We start from the raw sequence: 15,281 nt of genomic DNA, 5'->3' as shown, positions 1-15,281 counted from the left end.
CTCGGCGCAACACGACCGAGAGTGGCGGAGCTGTGCCGAAACGGCCCCGTCAGGCCCTCCGTCACCGAAGCAGCGGGGCGTACATCAGCCCACCGGCGATCCAGCGCGCGTCGATGCCGCTTGCGGTCCTGAGGCCGCTGCCGGCGCCGGGATTGCGTGCGGCTACCCGCCTGAAGCCAGGACGTCCCTGAACGTCTCGTCGAGCACGTCGACCAGATGATCGGCATCGGCCCGGCTGAAGATCATCGGCGGACGCATCTTGAGCACATTGTCGTGCGGCCCCTCGGTGCCGATCAGCACGCCGCGGGCGCGCGCGCCGTCATTGACGCGGCGCGCCAGCGCCGTCGCCGGCGTCTTCGCCGCGCGGTCTCTCACCAGCTCGATGCCGAGGAAAAGCCCCATGCCGCGCACGTCGCCGATCACCTCGTAACGCGCCTGCATCTGCCGGAAACGCGTCACCAGATAGGCGCCGATCTCGGCCGCATTGTCGCGCAGGCCATCGCGCTCGATCACGTCGAGCACGGCGAGGCCGGCAGCGCAGGAGACAGGGTTTCCCCCGAATGTGTTGAAATATTCCATGCCGTTGTCGAAAGCGTCGGCAACCTCGCGGGTCGTCACCACCGCCGCCATCGGATGGCCGTTGCCGATCGGCTTGCCCATGGTGACGATATCAGGCGCGACGCCCTGCGTCTCGAAAGCCCACCAGTGGCTGCCGACGCGGCCGAAGCCGACCTGCACCTCGTCGGCGATGCACACGCCGCCGGCGGCGCGCACCATGGCATAAACTTCCTGGAGATAACCCTCCGGCAGGAACACCTGGCCAGCGACGCTGGGGATCGATTCGGCGATGAAGAAGCCTGGCCCGCGGCCCTGCCCCGCCATCTCGGCGATCTTTTCGGCGACGTTTTCGGCGAAGCGTTTCGCGATCTCCTCGGCGGGCCATTCCCGCGGCGCGCGATAGGCGTCGGGGATTGTCGCCTCGAACACATTGGGCTTCCGTCCCTTGCCGCCCTTGCGTTTGTATTTATAGGGGCTGAGGTCGATCAGTTCCTGCGTGGTGCCGTGATAGGCCCAGTCGAGAACGATCGCCTCGTCGCGGCCGGTCGCGGTGCGCGCCATGCGCAGCGCCAGGCTGTTCGCCTCGCTGCCGGAGCAGGCGAAGGAGGCGACGGTCAGTCCATCAGGCAAGGTCGCCGTCAGCCGCTCGGCATAGATGACGATGGCGTCGTGCAGATAGCGCGTGTTGGTGTTGAGCTTGCGCGCCTGGAGGGCGATCGCCTCGGCGACGTCGGGGTGGGCATGGCCGAGATGGCAGACATTGTTGAAGCAGTCGAGATAGGCACGGCCGCGTTCGTCGATCAGCCATACGCCTTCGCCACGCACGAATTTGATCGGCTCGGAATAGGAGATCGAGAGATTGGGCAAGAGCGTCGCCCTGCGCGCCTCGACGATTTCCGTGCGTGTCCTGCCGGTCTGCTTGAAGGCCTCACCCGGGATGCCGGCGAGGTCGGCGGCGTCGGGGAACAACTCCCGCCAGACGTCAAGGTAGCGCGCCTCGCCGACGCCGAGAATGTCTCGCGCGGCAAGCCCCGGATCGGTCGAGATCTGGAAATGGAGATGCGGCGCCCAGCCGCCATTCTCGGCCGGCGGGCCCATCTCGCCGACCAACGCGCCGGCCTCCAGCCGGTCGCCCGGCTTCAGCCTGGATATCGTCTCATGGGCGAGATGGCCCCAGAGCGTGGTGAAGGGCGGGCAGCCTTCGGGCGCATGGTCGAGCGCCACCATGCAGCCATAACCCAGCGGGTCTTTCTCGATCTCGACGCTTTTCACCTTTGCTGCGAGCGGCGTGCGGACCCGGGTGCCTTCAGGCATGAACAGGTCCAGGCCGAGATGGCGGTCGCGGCGCGTCCCCTCGATGAAACGCGAGCGGAAGATGTCGCTGGTATAGACGCTGCGCGCCTCGCCCCAGGGTCCGATGCCCAGCATTATGCCGTTCCCGGTGCAATAGGCGTCCCACCACGCGCCGGCTTCCTGCGGCCGCTCGCCGGCGGACGCCACCGTCATCGGATGGTCGGAATCGCCATAGGGCACGAGCGCCTTGGCGAGCGTCGCGGGATGCTTATCGAGTACAGGCGCGAAACCGCGGCGGTTCTCGGCGATCCAGCGGATGATCGCCTTGGCGCCGGGGGCGGCGTCGAAGCCGCAGGCATGGCGCAGGATCGCAGTGGCGAAACCGGGCTTCATCGCGTCCAGGCGCCGAAGCAGCCGCCAGGCCGGCGCCTCGCTGACAGCGAGATAGGGGTTGTCGGCGGTCCTGTCGCCACGGGCAGCCGACATGGTGACGCTGATCATCAGCCGCATGGCGACGAGGTCGAAGAGCAAGTCGAGTTCTTCCTCCTGCAGCGGATACTCCGCATGGAAACCGGCGGCGAGCCGCGCGGCGGCGCCGATCGGATCCTCGACGTCGAGCATGGCATAGGCCGCCGCAACCGCCACTTCGGCGATCAGAGGGGCGTGCAGCGCATCGCCGAAATCGATCAGCCCGGACACACGGTCCGGCCGGTCCGGATCGACCAGCACATTCCAGTCATTGGCATCGTTGTGGATGACCTGGGCGCGCAGCCCGGGCAGGCGCGGCGCCACGGTCGTGTCGAAACGATCGAGGAAGCGGACGAGCAGGGCGCGATCGGCTTCGTCGCGGATGAAATGGAGGCGAGAGCGTGAATCGCCTGCCCGCCTTATGTCCCAGTCGAAGCTGCGCAGAGCGCCCGGATGGATGAAGCCCTGCAGGGCGCGGTCGAGCCTGCCCAGCATTGCGCCGAGGCTCTCGAAAAGTGCCGGTCCCCGTGTTGTTTCTGCCAGCGGTTGTCCGGGCAGCCAGGAAACGAGGCGCAAGGCATGACGCGCGCCCGACGGGCCGGCGACTTCGCCGAGCACGGCACCGCCGAGCGTCTTCCTCAGACGCGGCGCGGCGAGGCCGGGCGCGGTGCGGGCGAGATGGTCGAGCAAGGCCGTCTGGAACGCGCTTTCGACATCGGGCTCGCTGGCGTTCACGATCTTCAGGATCCAGGCCTCGTCGCCGACGGCCAGGCGGAAATTCTGGTCGCGCTCGCTGTCGAGCGGGCTCGCCATGCCGTCCAGACCGAAATGCCGCAGGGCCAGGGCCTGGGCCTCGTCGGTCGAGAAGGAGGGCGCGGGGTGGGTAACGTCGGTCATCGGCATCCGCATTTGTTGTCTTATGCAAACTTGGCACGGGTTGAAAAATCGGGCATCCGGCATAATGCCGGTTCGTCAGGCATTGTGGCTGGCAGAACCGGCATATTATCGGAAAACGAAAAGGCATTCTTCATGCGGGAACTGGACGCCAAGGACCGCGACATCCTCGCCATACTGTCGAAGGAGGCGCGCATTCCGCTGAAGGCGCTTGCTGCGCGCATCGGGCTTTCGCGCAGCGCGACCACCGAGCGCGTGGCGCAGTTGGAAAAGAGCGGCGTTATCCGTGGCTACCGCGCCGATATCGGCCAGATGGACGAGGGCCTCGTCGCCGCCCTCTTGCTGGTCACGCTGGTGCGCACGCCCTCGATCGGCATTCTCGACCAACTCGCCCGACATGCGGAAGTCCGGCGGGTCTCGTCGGTGAGCGGCCAGCTCGACCTCGTCGTGGAGGTCGAGGTGCCGTCGATCGACCGGCTGAACACGATGCGCGACGCCATCGCCAGCCATCCGGGCGTGGAGGATCTGACGACGCTGATCGTGCTGCGCCGGGATATCGACCGGACGAGCTGAAGGTTGTCACGCCTTCGCGGCGATGACCTCGACCTCCACCTTGAACTCGGGGCGCGTGAAGCCCGACACGATCATGAGCGTCGAGGCGGGCGCCGGTTCGGCGAACAGCCTGTCCCGCACCTCCATATAGGGCTTCATGCAAGCGCGATCGGTGACGAAGGCATTGATGCGCACGACGTCGGCGAGCGACATGCCGTCCTCCTCCAGTATGCGCGCAATGCTGGCGAAGCAAAGCTCGGCCTGGGCGCCGGCATCGTCGGGAACGACGTCGTCGGCCGATATGCCGAGCTGCCCCGAGCAGAACAGCAGGCGGCTGCCGGCGGCGACAGCGACGCCATGGCTGTAGCGGGCGAATGGGGCGCGCAGCCCGGCGGGGGTCAGATGTCTCAGCATTCCTGTCTCCTATGAATGATCGTTCCTGGCAGGCCGCGGCCGGCAGGTTTCGGCAAAGTATCCCACGGGGTTCCGACAAGAGAAGACTGAGCAGGTGAAGCGTGGGCGAGCCACGCAAGCCTGCTTGGCGGTCCAACTCTGACGTCTTGCACTGAAGGCGTAGGCCCGCTCCAGGGTGGAGGGCCGTCGCCCGCTGCGATCAGGCCGAGTAGCTGCGATGCGGACGTTCCTGACATCGGTGTTGAGCAATGGGCGCGATTTCGGTGGCTTCACCACTCTCACCGCTACGCGGTCTATCGCCCGTTGGGATTGCGAAAGTCGGCCGGGCGCGAACGCCCGGCCCTGATGGCCTTACGCGGCAAGACCGGCCTGGGAAAATCCCATCCGCTCGGTGAAGGGGGCCTCGGCCTCCAACTGCTCGACAAATGCAGGGGTTGTCAGGAGCTGCCTGAAATAGCCCGACAGTGCCGGATAACGACCGGCGGATATGGATTCGCCCAGATAGTGAAACAGCACCAGGTTCGCGCCGACGGAAATGTCGGCGATGGTTGCTGTTTCCCCGACCAGCCACCTGCCGCTGATCTCGCCTTCCAGATACTGGAAGTAGCGGGGCGCGACGTTGGACAGCGCGTTGTCCGTCACGGCAGTGTCCGGTGTTCCGCCCCGCATGGGCGCAACCACGCGCTGGTGAAAGAGCGGGTGCATCACATCGCGGAAGAAGGCGCCCATATAGGCCTCGAACCATATGGCGCGGCCGCGCAATCGAGGGTCGGCCGGGGTAACGGGCGTCTCGGAGTATTTCGCATCCAGATACTGAATGATCGCGCCGCTGTCGGGCAGGGTGAAATCGCCGTCCTCGATCACGGGGATGAGACCGGTCGGGCTGAGCCGGGCCCAGTTTTCGGGCAGGGTGTCCGGCATGATCGGAATGACCACATTGAGGTCGTGGTCGATTCCCTTGGCGCGCAGGGCCAATTGGACCTTGCGGGTATGTACGGAAAGTGGAACGCCGTAGAGTTTCATGGCTTGGTCCTTTCGTGTCGGGAAGATGTACATGGCCGCCCGCGCGCGTCCCGGCGGCAGACGCGGGTGTTCGGCAAAAAGCGGATTGCGGGTTCAGGCGGTGGCGGCGACCGGGAACTGGATTTCTACCAGCGCCTTTTCGAAGCCCGGCGGTTTGAGCACCGGTTCCAGGAAGATTTCGCGGCTTGGGCCGGTAATCGAATAGCCATTGGCTTCGATCCAAGTACCGATGGCGCCGAATGCGGCATGGCTTTCCGGGTTCGTGCCCTGGCGCACCACGGTCGCCGCGGTCTTGATCGCCGGCAGGTTCTGAGGCGAGAAGGTGAACCCGTCGACGGTCAGTCCGCGCTCGCGGGCACGTGGCAGCAGGTAGCCTATGGTGAGATCCAGCCGGTCGGAATCCGGGTCGTTGCGCGCCAGTACTACCAGATTGCCCCGGCTGGAGGGGCGCAGCCCGGCCTGGCCCGCCGCCGCCACCGCGGCCACCAGCGGGCCGGCCTCCTCGAAACCGGCGACGCTATGATGCGTGGCGAGGATCGGCTGGGACGGCAGCGATTTGGCTACGACATCGTAGCCGGCCGAGCCGCCTTGCCGGTCGATCTGGGCGATGCGGCTCTCGATATGCCGCAGCCTTTGTTTCTCAACCTGGATCGCCTGTTCGGTTTCCGTCTTCTTGAGCAGCAGCATCCCGCGTAGCGCTTCGGGCGAAACGGCCTCCTCGAGCAGCGAGCCGATCTGTTCGAGCGTCAAGCCAAGATCCTTCAGCGCAAGGATTGCGTTGAGCCGCGGCAACTGGCGGATCGCATAATAGCGGTAGCCGCTTTGCTGGTCGGTGTGTTCGGGGCGCAGCAACTCCAACTGGTCGTAGAACCGCAACTGGCGGGTGGACACCTGCGCGATCTGGGCAAATTCGCCGATCCTGAACATGGCAACATCCTCGCAAATCTTGCTTCGGATTGTTTCATGCGGGCTTGACGCGGGGTCAAAGTCAAGCGCTTGCCAAATGCAGGATGTCATTCATGGCATGTCGCAAGACGGCAATGGGCTCAACCGAGCCATTTGTCATGGTCGACGCCAATGACGGCAACGGGTCGGAGCGGGCATTCCAGGTCGGGTAGCAGGCGTCGGATTTTCGCCGCTGCGCGTCCCGATGGACGCGAGGGGGTCTAGGTCGTCCCTCGCCATTGCGCGCGTCGACGCACGGGGCTACCAATGGGCCAATCGAGGGACGGCTGAGCTGAAGACGTTTTCCGACGCTGCGACCGAAAGCACCGAGAGCTCCGGAACGGGCGCGGGCGGCACGCCCGCGACGCGGACAGGCGCGGCCAATGCCGGAGCGATCCTCACCATCGACCTCGGCGCGATCAGGGAAAACTATCGTCGGCTCGCAGCCAGGGTGGGCGGCGCGACGCGATGCGCCGGTGTCGTCAAAGCCGACGCCTACGGGCTCGGCGCGGCCGAAGTCGCCCCCGCGCTTGCGCGGGAAGGCTGCCGGACCTTCTTCGTCGCGCATGTCGAGGAAGGCCTCGTTCTACGCGGGTTCCTCGGTGCCGGGCCCGACATCTACGTCCTCAACGGACTACCGCCCGGCGCCGAGCCCGATTGCGCCGCCCGTAATCTCGCGCCGGTCGTCAACAGCCTGGAACAGCTCACCGCCTGGCGTCGTCTGGCGGCGCGACGTGGGACAAAGCTGCCCGCGGCGCTGCAGATCGACAGCGGCATGGCCAGGCTGGGCATGTCGCCCCGCGAGGTTAACGTCGCGTCCAGCGATCCCGGCACGCTTGATGGCATCGAGCTCAGACTGGTGATGAGCCATCTCGCCTGCGCCGACGAGCCGGCCAGCCCGGCCAACGAGGCGCAGAGGCTCACTTTCGAGCGGCTGGCGGCGATGTTTCCCACCGCACCCTGGTCGCTCGCCAATTCCTCGGCGATCTTCCTCGGGACGGCCTATCATTTCGATCTTGCCCGGCCGGGCGCCGCGCTTTACGGCATCAATCCGACCCCGGGCAAGCCGAACCCGATGCGACCGGTAGTCCGGCTCGCGGCCAGGGTGATCCAGACGCGGGAGCTGCCCGGTGGAACCGGCGTCGGCTACGGCCATATCCACAGGACCGAGGGCCCAATGCGAGCGGCCACGATCTCGCTCGGCTATGCCGACGGCTGGCCCCGCCACGCGGCGGCCGGCGCGTTTTACAAAGGCGTCCGCCTGCCCTTCGCCGGCCGCGTCTCGATGGACAGCATCATCCTCGACATCTCGGCCTTGCCATCAGGCGCACTCGCTGCCGGCGACCTGGTCGAACTGATCGGCGAGCACCAGGCGGTCGACGATGCGGCTCGGCTCGCCGGAACCATCGGCTACGAGATCCTGACCGGCCTCGGCCACCGCTTCCACCGCCGCTATCTGGACGACTGACACCACGCATCCGGGGGACGACCCATGAAGATCCTGGTTCTCGGCAGCGGCGTAATCGGAACGACCAGCGCACATTACCTGGCCGAGGCGGGCCATGAGGTGACCGTCGTCGACCGGCAGAAGGGAGCTGGACTTGAGACGAGCTTTGCCAATGCCGGCGAGGTATCGCCGGGTTACTCCTCGCCATGGGCCGGGCCGGGCATCCCGGTGAAGGCGATCAAATGGCTGTTGATGCGGCACGGGCCGCTCGTCGTGAGGCCGCGCGGGGATCCCCATATGTGGATCTGGCTGCTCAAGATGCTGGGGAATTGCACGGCCGCCCGCTACGCCGTCAACAAGGCGCGCATGGTGCCGATCGCCGAATACAGCCGCGACCGGCTGCGCGAGCTGCGCGCCGCCACTTGCATAAGCTATGACGAGCGGAGCCAGGGCACGCTGCAACTCTTCCGCACGCAGGCGCAGTTCGACGGCACGGCCGGCGACATCGAGGTGCTGAAGAAGTTCGGCGTACCCTTCGAGCTTCTCGACCCGGCCGGCTGCATCGCCGCGGAGCCGGCGCTCGCCGGCGTCAAGGAAAAGTTCGTCGGCGGCCTGCGCCTGCCCGAAGACGAGACCGGCGACTGCCGCATGTTCACAGAGCGTCTGGCGGCCCGTGCCGCCGGCCGTGGCGTCACCTTTCTCTACGACACGACGATCGAGCGGATCGAGGCGGACGGCGCGCGCATAACGGGCGTGAAGAGCAGCGCGGGACCGCTCACCGCCGACGCCTATCTGGTGGCGCTGGGCAGCTATTCGCCTGTCATGCTCCGGCCGCTCGGGCTGTCCATCCCCGTCTACCCCGTGAAGGGCTATTCCATCACCGCGCCGATATCGGACGCCGAGGCCGCGCCGGTCTCGACCGTCATGGACGAGACCTACAAGGTCGCGATCACCCGGCTCGGCACCCGCGTCCGGGCCGGCGGCACCGCGGAGGTCTCCGGCTACGACCTCAGGCTCCACGACGCGCGGCGCGACACTCTCACCTATTCCGTCGGCGACCTCTTCCCGCGCGGCGCCGACCTGTCGAAAGCCTCGTTCTGGTGCGGCTTGCGGCCGATGACGCCGGATGGCCCGCCGATCATCGGCGGCACAAGATACGCCAATCTCTATCTCAACACCGGGCACGGAACGCTGGGCTGGACCATGGCCTGCGGCTCGGGCCGCGTCATCGCCGACATCATGTCGGGCAAGGCGCCCGATATCGATGTCCGCGCCCTGGCCATGTCGCGATACGGTTAGCAGGCATCGGAAAATGACCGCTTCGCCCTGTGTCGCCCTCACCGTCCTGCCGGACGCCCGGCCGGGTCCCCGCCGCTTCGCAGCGTCCCGGCTGCTCACCTCCGCAGCCGGGGAGAGAGCGGATCGGGTCCGCGCCTTCTCCGATGGCTGAGGTTTCCGATTGGCGAAATCCGGGGAGCAAGCCTCTCTCTCCCCGGTTGCGGGGAGAGATGTCCGGCAGACAGTGGGGGGCAACCCGGGTGCGGCCGCACCGCCATCCCCTCGCCAATTCTGGTCGAAGCGATTTGGCTATTTGGACGACACCCTGGAGTGCCGCGTGTTCAGGAAATCTGCTCCAGGAACGGAAGATTGCCTGCCGTCAGCCCGGCATCGACGGTAAGCGCAGCGCCGGTGATCCCGCTTGCCGCAGGCGAAGCGAGGAACGCCGCCGCCCTGGCGACCTCCGCCGGCTCCACCAGCCGGCCGAGCGGATAGAGACCGCTGACGGCGCCAAGGATCTCCGGCTTCTGGGCGATGCGATGGTCCCAGGCGCCGGTCCGGATCGAGCCGGGAACCACGGCATTGGCCCGGATGCCGTTGCGTCCTTCCTCAGTCGCGATCGCCCGCATCCAGGCGGTCAACGCGGCCTTCGCCGCGGAATAGGCGGGGTTGCCGCAATGGAACATCGCATTGACCGACGTCACGAAGACGAAGGCAGCGCCCGACGGCTGGTTGCGCATGGCGGGCAGGAAGGCCTGCGACAGGAGTGCGGCACTTCGGAAATTCAGGTCGACCTCGCGATCGAGCGCCTCCGGCGTCACGGCGGCCAGCGTCTCGGCGCGCGTCCAGCCGGCATTGGAGATCACGGCGGCGGGCACGCCCGCGCTGAGGGTCCGCGCGGCGAAATCGGCGACGGCGGCGTCCTCGAGAAGGTCGAAGTGGCTGGCCTCGGCGATGCCGTCGGCCGAGAGGTCCACGCCTTTCCGATCACAGGCCACCACACGCGCTCCGCAATCCGCCAGCACCTTGACGAGCGCGCTTCCCACTCCGCCGCCGGCACCGGTGACGATCACGCTTTGCCCGCCGAAATCGATCATGCCCGTTCCTCCCCTGCTGCGCCGCCGGGTCGCCGCCGATACAGGATGCTGGTGGCCGTGTAATAAAGCAACATGGCGATCAAAAATTTGTTGCTTTCCAACAATGCACCATGACGGGCGCCTCGAACTGACATAGATTGCCGGCAAGGGAAAGGCGCGAGGGGCTGCAGCCGAGAGAGGGGACCGTGGGGATCGGCGTCGAAGACGATGCCGGCCTCGGCGGTTTCCGGCGATACGCCCCACGACACAGGATCGAGTGTTCGAGAGGAGGCAGACCGTGCCCAGGCAGTGTTTCGGAACCTCCCACGTGCCGCTGTCGCCGGCGGTGAGGGCAGGCGATTTCGTCTATGTCTCCGGCCAGGTTCCTGTCGATGGCAACGGGGTCGTGGTGAAAGGCGGCATCATCGAGCAGACCGAACAGGTGCTCGACAATGTCGCGGCCACGCTGTCGCTCGCCGGCTGCACGATGGACGACATCGTGAAGACCACCGTCATCCTGGAGGACGCGCGCGACTTCGGCGCCTTCAACGCCGTCTATGCCAGATATTTTCCAGACAACCCGCCGGCGCGCACGACCGTCGAGTCACGGCTGATGATCGACATCAGGATCGAGATCGAGGCGGTCGCCTACAAGCCGCTCCGGGCCTGAGACGCGGCACAGCCGCCGCCGACATTATGAGGGAGGAAACCGGGCCATGCAGTATGAACTCCTCCTGAAGGGCGGGCGTGTCGTCGACCCCGCCTCCGGCCTCGACGCGCCGCGCGACGTCGCAATCTCCGGCACTCGCGTCGCCGCCATCGATGCCGATATCCCGCCAGACTGCGCGGCGCGCGTGATCGATGCCTGCGGCGCCGTCGTGACGCCGGGGCTGATCGACCTTCACAGCCACGTCTATTGGGGCGGCACCTCGCTCGGCGTCGACGCCGACCGGCTGGCCGCCAGGAGCGGAACGACCACATTCATCGACGCAGGCAGCGCCGGCGCCGGCAACTTCCTCGGCTTCCGCCGCCATGTCATGGAACGGTCGAAGGTCCGCATTCTGGCCTATATGAACATCTCCTTCGCCGGCATCTTCGGTTTCTCGCGCACGGTCATGGTCGGCGAATGCGGCGACCTGAGGCTATGCGATCCGCGTGAGGTGGTGGCGGCGGTGCGCGCCCATGAGGACGTGGTCGTCGGCGTCAAGGTCCGCTCCGGCCGCATCGCCGGCGGTACCAGCGGCATCGCCCCGGTCGACCTCGCGCTCGAGGCGGCCGACAGGGTGGGACTGCCGCTGATGGCCCATATCGACGAGCCGCCTCCCGGACGCTCGGAAGTGCTGCCCCGGCTGCGCCGGGGCGACATCCTCACCCATTGCTTCCGCCCGTTCCCCAATGCGCCGGTCTTCGCATCGGGCGCCGTGCGCCCCGACATGCGCCTGGCGCGCGAGCGCGGCGTCGTCTTCGACATCGGCCACGGCATGGGTTCGTTCGATTTCGAGGTGGCGCGGGCGATGCTGCGCGACGGACTGGCCCCCGATGTCATCAGCAGCGACGTCCATCTCTACTGCGTCGACGGCCCGGCCTTCGACATTCTCGTGTGCATGTCGAAGCTGCTGGCGCTCGGCATGCCCTTCACGGATATCATCCGCGCCGCGACCCAGCGCCCGGCCGAAGTGATCGCCCGGCCGGAACTCGGCCGGCTCGCGGTCGGCGCGCCTGCCGACGTCGCGGTGCTGCGGCTGCAGCCGGGCCGCTTCAGCTTCGTCGATTCGGGCGGCGCCAAGCTGGTGGCCAAGGAGAGGCTGACGTCCGACGGCATCGTCGCCGGCGGCGTCTGGTGGCCGAACGAAGCGGCCGGCGCGGAGGCGGAACGCTACGAGCCGCAGGCTCACCGCACCCATGTCGACGTGGTCTGCAATCATTTCGGCTGCGGCGGGCAGAGGTGACCGGGCCGGCATCTTGGCGGGGTGCGTCCTTCGAGGCTCGCCCTCTCAAAGGATGCGCCTTTCGCGGTGACATATTGCGGGCTCGCACCTCAGGATGAGGAAGGTCGGCGCTACCTATTAACGGTGCATAGGCTCGAAGATGTCTTGATGCAGCCTTCGGAAGGGCCGGCATGAGGCTCGCTGCACCGGAGTCCCCGGAGGAGAATAATCGCCCGGGTCTCCGTCATCCCCCGCGTCTCCGTCATCCCAGTGTCTAGGACCCAGCTCTTCGAGCCCAAGCACCGTGTTTAGGTAGCGCCAACTTTCCTCATCCTGAGGCGCGAGCCCGCAACACGTCGCCTCAAGAGACGCAGCCCCTGCGAGGGCGAGCCTCGAAGGACGCACCACGCTCATGCCCCCCGATCAATAAACCGGAGTAGCAATCCCCTCCATGCGCGCCTTGAGCTGCAGGGCGACGAATTTCGAATAGAAGCGTGACAGCGCGAGGTTGCCGCCTTGGAACCAGAGCGCGTCCTGCGCCGTCGGCTTCCACATGTTGCGCAGTTCGCCCAGCCACGGGCCGGGATCGTTGCGCACGCCCGAGCCGAGGCCCCAGCACGGCCCGACCTTGTCGGCCACCTCGCGCGAAACGATCGCCGCCACCGTCTCGTGCATCGACTGGTAGCCCGTGCAAGAGATGATCACGTCGGCCGCGAGTTCGGAGCCGTCGTCGAACTGGATACCCTTCGGCGTCAGCCGCTCGACGGCCACGCCGCTGCGCACCGTAATCTCGCCGGCGATGATCAGTTCCGAAGCGCCGACATCGATATAGTAGCCAGATCCCGTCCGGTAAGCCTTCATCATCAGCCCGGTCTCGTCGTCACCGAAATCGATAGCGAAGCCGGATTGGCGCAGGCGGTCGTAGAAGTCGGCGTCGCGAACCCTGATCCTGTCGTAGAGCGCTTTCTGGCTTTCAGGAAGCAAGGCGAAGGGCGTCGAGGCGACCATCATATCAGCCTTGTCGGTGCCGATGCCGCGGGCGAGCGCCTGCTCGGAATAGATCTCGAAGCCCAGCTCCATCAGCGTGTCCGACTTCACCACGGTCGTCGGCGAGCGCTGGATCATGGTGACGTCGGCGCCGCTCTCCCAGAGGTCGACGCTGACGTCGTGGCCCGAGCTCGCCGCGCCGATGACGGCACAGGCTTTGCCGCGGAAACGCCGCCCGTCGGCATACTGGCTGGAATGCAGGAGCTCGCCCTCGAAAACGTCGGCGCCTGGCAGGTCGATCATCCTCGGCGGTCCATAGGCCCCAGTGGCAAAGACGAGATGTTTCGGCTTCAGCACCACGCGTTCGCCGGCGCGGTCGACCTCGACGGTCCAGCTCTTCTCGCCATCGTCATAGGCGGCGGAAAGGCAGGTGGACGAGGTCCAGCAATTGAGCTCCATCACCCGCGCATACATTTCCAGCCAGTCGCCCATCTTGTCCTTGGGCGTGAAGACCGGCCAATGCTCGGGAAAGGGCATATAGGGCAGATGGTCGTACCAGACCGGATCGTGCAGCACGAGCGAACGATAGCGGTTGCGCCAGGAATCGCCGGCGCGGGCATTCTTCTCCAAGATGATGGCCGGCACGCCGAGCTGCCGCAGCCTTGCGCCGAGCGCCAGGCCGCCCTGGCCGCCGCCGACGATCAGGCAGTAGGGCTGCTCGGTCGAGCCGAGCGCGGCCTCCTCGCGACGACGGCGCTCCGACCAGGTTTCCCGGCCGCGGTCGGCTCCGTGCCTGACGCCGAGCGGCCGCCCGGCGCCTTTCTTTTCCTCATGCCCCTTGAGCTCGCTTACCGCTGTGAACAGCGTGCGGCATTTGCCGTCGCGAAGCCTGAGAATCCCCTCGCCGCGCGCCACCGCAGTCTCGAAGGTGAACCCCGCCTCGACGCCGCTGTTCTCCACGGTCGCCTCGCGGGAAAGGCTCCAGGCGGAGGGCCGTCTCCCGTCCAGCGTCGCCTTCAGCATCTCGATGATGGCCGCCTGGCCTTCCATGGTTCGAATGTTCCAGGTGAAGGCGAGCAGGTCGCGCCAGTAGCAGTCGTCGAGGAAGAGATCCGCTGCCGCTGCCGTGTCGCGCGCATCGAGCGCGGCGGCGAAGGCTGCGAGCCAGGCGCTCGCCTGTCTGGTCGGTGCGGTGTCGGACATGTCTCCCCCTCTTCATTCGCACGGCCGCACCGCGGCCAGAGATTTCGTTCCAGTTGTCTCGACCGTTGGTGCGCGCAACCAGGCCACGCCCGCAGGCGTGAAGCCGGGCGACCCGCTGAGGCCGCGCCGGCCATCGGTATCAGTCCCCGAGGGGTTCCATCTCCTTGCCCGCGCGGTGGAGCTGGATCGTGTATTTTATCCGGCGCAGCGTCTCGCGGGCCGGTGCGTCGAGCCTGTAGCCGGCGGCGACCGCCATGAGATCGATGACAGCCAGGAAGGCGAAGCGTGAGGCAGTCGGCTTGAGCGTATCGGGATATTCGGGAACGGCGACCGTCAGCCTGACGTCGCAGATGCGCGAAAGGTCCGTGTCGGGCGCCGTAACGCAGATGGCATTGGCGCGATAGTGCTTGGCGAGCTCGACCGCCTCGATCACCTCGCGTGTGCGCCCCGTCGCCGAGATCGCGATGACGAGGTCGTTCGGCTTCAGCGTCGATGCCGTCATGCGCATGAGATAGGGGTCGCTGTGGGCGCTGACGGTGACGCCGTAGCGGAACAGCCGGTACTGGGTCTCCTGCGCCAGCGCCGAGGAGGATCCGCCGAGGCCGAACACGGTGACCTGGCGCGCCTTGGCAATGAGCTCCGAGGCCTCGGCGAGCTCGGCCGGATCGAGCTGCCGCTCCGCCTCGTCGAGCGCCCTGCGCGCTTCGCCGAAGACGGCGCCCCAGAACGGCATGCCGTTGTCGGGGCTCGGCGCGGGCGGCTTGCTCAGATAGAGCTGCCCGACGACGAGGCTCTGCGCGAGCTTGAGCTTGAAGTCGCGCACCCCGTCGCATCCGATGGCGCGGCAGAAGCGTGTGACGGTCGGCTCGCTGACGCCGGCCTTTTCGGCGAGTGCGGCATTGGAGGCGTCGACCGCGAATTTCACGTCGTCGAGAACGACATCGGCCACGCGGCGCTCGGCCGGCCGCAGGTCCGCATAGGAATCCTTCACCAGCGAGATGATGTCGGGGATGCGCCCGCCATGACCCGGCGTCTCATAGTCCTCGGCGCTGCGCCGTCCCTCGTCAGCCTCGCTCATGAAGAAGTTTCATCCTTTGCCGTCGGTCGATCCACCGCATTCCCTTAGCATTGTCCGGACCTCCGCGTCCCAGCCGACCGGTACGCCGGGGCAAGCGGCGCTCACGATATGGCCGGTCAAACTATGTAGGAAAGCTA

General features: G+C 66.8%; 12 protein-coding genes. 5 read left to right on the top strand and 7 right to left on the bottom strand.

All coding sequences use genetic code 11. From position 1 onward, the window contains the following. Positions 1-162 precede the first annotated feature (162 nt). Complete coding sequence (locus JN302_RS08300; RefSeq protein WP_202332561.1) at positions 163-3,216, bottom strand: aminotransferase class III-fold pyridoxal phosphate-dependent enzyme; 3,054 nt, start codon at positions 3,214-3,216, stop codon at positions 163-165. Between the two features lie 132 nt (positions 3,217-3,348). On the opposite strand from JN302_RS08300, the gene JN302_RS08295 reads away from it, so the two are divergent. Beyond that, positions 3,349-3,786, top strand: a complete 438-nt coding sequence (locus JN302_RS08295) for an Lrp/AsnC family transcriptional regulator (protein ID WP_202332560.1) — start codon at positions 3,349-3,351, stop codon at positions 3,784-3,786. A 6-nt stretch (positions 3,787-3,792) separates the two neighbouring features. On the opposite strand, the gene JN302_RS08290 is transcribed toward JN302_RS08295, so the two are convergent. The 3 genes from JN302_RS08290 to JN302_RS08280 all read right to left on the bottom strand — a co-directional run bounded on the left by JN302_RS08290 (position 3,793) and on the right by JN302_RS08280 (position 6,129). Continuing rightward, positions 3,793-4,179: a RidA family protein gene (locus JN302_RS08290; RefSeq protein ID WP_202311156.1), complete on the bottom strand. Its 387-nt coding sequence runs from the start codon at positions 4,177-4,179 to the stop codon at positions 3,793-3,795. A gap of 351 nt (positions 4,180-4,530) precedes the next feature. Then, positions 4,531-5,202, bottom strand: a complete 672-nt coding sequence (locus JN302_RS08285; RefSeq protein WP_202311155.1) for a glutathione S-transferase family protein — start codon at positions 5,200-5,202, stop codon at positions 4,531-4,533. Between the two features lie 93 nt (positions 5,203-5,295). Beyond that, positions 5,296-6,129, bottom strand: a complete 834-nt coding sequence (locus JN302_RS08280) for a MerR family transcriptional regulator (protein ID WP_202332559.1) — start codon at positions 6,127-6,129, stop codon at positions 5,296-5,298. Between the two features lie 223 nt (positions 6,130-6,352). Between JN302_RS08280 and alr the strand changes: the two genes are divergently transcribed. Together alr and JN302_RS08270 are read left to right on the top strand one after the other, a co-directional pair. Then, complete coding sequence (gene alr / locus JN302_RS08275) at positions 6,353-7,615, top strand: alanine racemase (RefSeq protein WP_202311153.1); 1,263 nt, start codon at positions 6,353-6,355, stop codon at positions 7,613-7,615. A gap of 24 nt (positions 7,616-7,639) precedes the next feature. Beyond that, entirely contained in the window at positions 7,640-8,893 is a 1,254-nt protein-coding gene (locus tag JN302_RS08270; RefSeq protein WP_202332558.1) for a D-amino acid dehydrogenase, read from the top strand. 320 nt (positions 8,894-9,213) lie between these two features. On the opposite strand, the gene JN302_RS08265 is transcribed toward JN302_RS08270, so the two are convergent. Further along, the gene (locus JN302_RS08265; protein ID WP_202332557.1) at positions 9,214-9,969 is read right to left on the bottom strand and encodes an SDR family NAD(P)-dependent oxidoreductase; all 756 of its coding nucleotides are present in this window, start codon (positions 9,967-9,969) and stop codon (positions 9,214-9,216) included. 277 nt (positions 9,970-10,246) lie between these two features. On the opposite strand from JN302_RS08265, the gene JN302_RS08260 reads away from it, so the two are divergent. Next, positions 10,247-10,618, top strand: a complete 372-nt coding sequence (locus JN302_RS08260; RefSeq protein ID WP_202332556.1) for a RidA family protein — start codon at positions 10,247-10,249, stop codon at positions 10,616-10,618. Between the two features lie 46 nt (positions 10,619-10,664). After that, positions 10,665-11,897: an amidohydrolase/deacetylase family metallohydrolase gene (locus JN302_RS08255; protein WP_202332555.1), complete on the top strand. Its 1,233-nt coding sequence runs from the start codon at positions 10,665-10,667 to the stop codon at positions 11,895-11,897. A 402-nt stretch (positions 11,898-12,299) separates the two neighbouring features. Here JN302_RS08255 and JN302_RS08250 read toward each other — a convergent pair whose 3' ends face one another. Continuing rightward, a complete protein-coding gene (locus JN302_RS08250; RefSeq protein WP_202332554.1) occupies positions 12,300-14,066 on the bottom strand; it encodes a flavin-containing monooxygenase in 1,767 nt (588 codons plus the stop codon). A 139-nt stretch (positions 14,067-14,205) separates the two neighbouring features. Next, on the bottom strand, positions 14,206-15,144 hold the full coding sequence (locus JN302_RS08245; protein WP_202332553.1) for a MurR/RpiR family transcriptional regulator: 939 nt from the start codon (positions 15,142-15,144) through the stop codon (positions 14,206-14,208). Positions 15,145-15,281: the final 137 nt, after the last annotated feature.

The sequence above is a fragment of the Mesorhizobium sp. L-8-3 genome (assembly GCF_016756615.1).
Classification (GTDB): domain Bacteria; phylum Pseudomonadota; class Alphaproteobacteria; order Rhizobiales; family Rhizobiaceae.
This window is presented reverse-complemented; position numbering and strand designations above follow the sequence as displayed.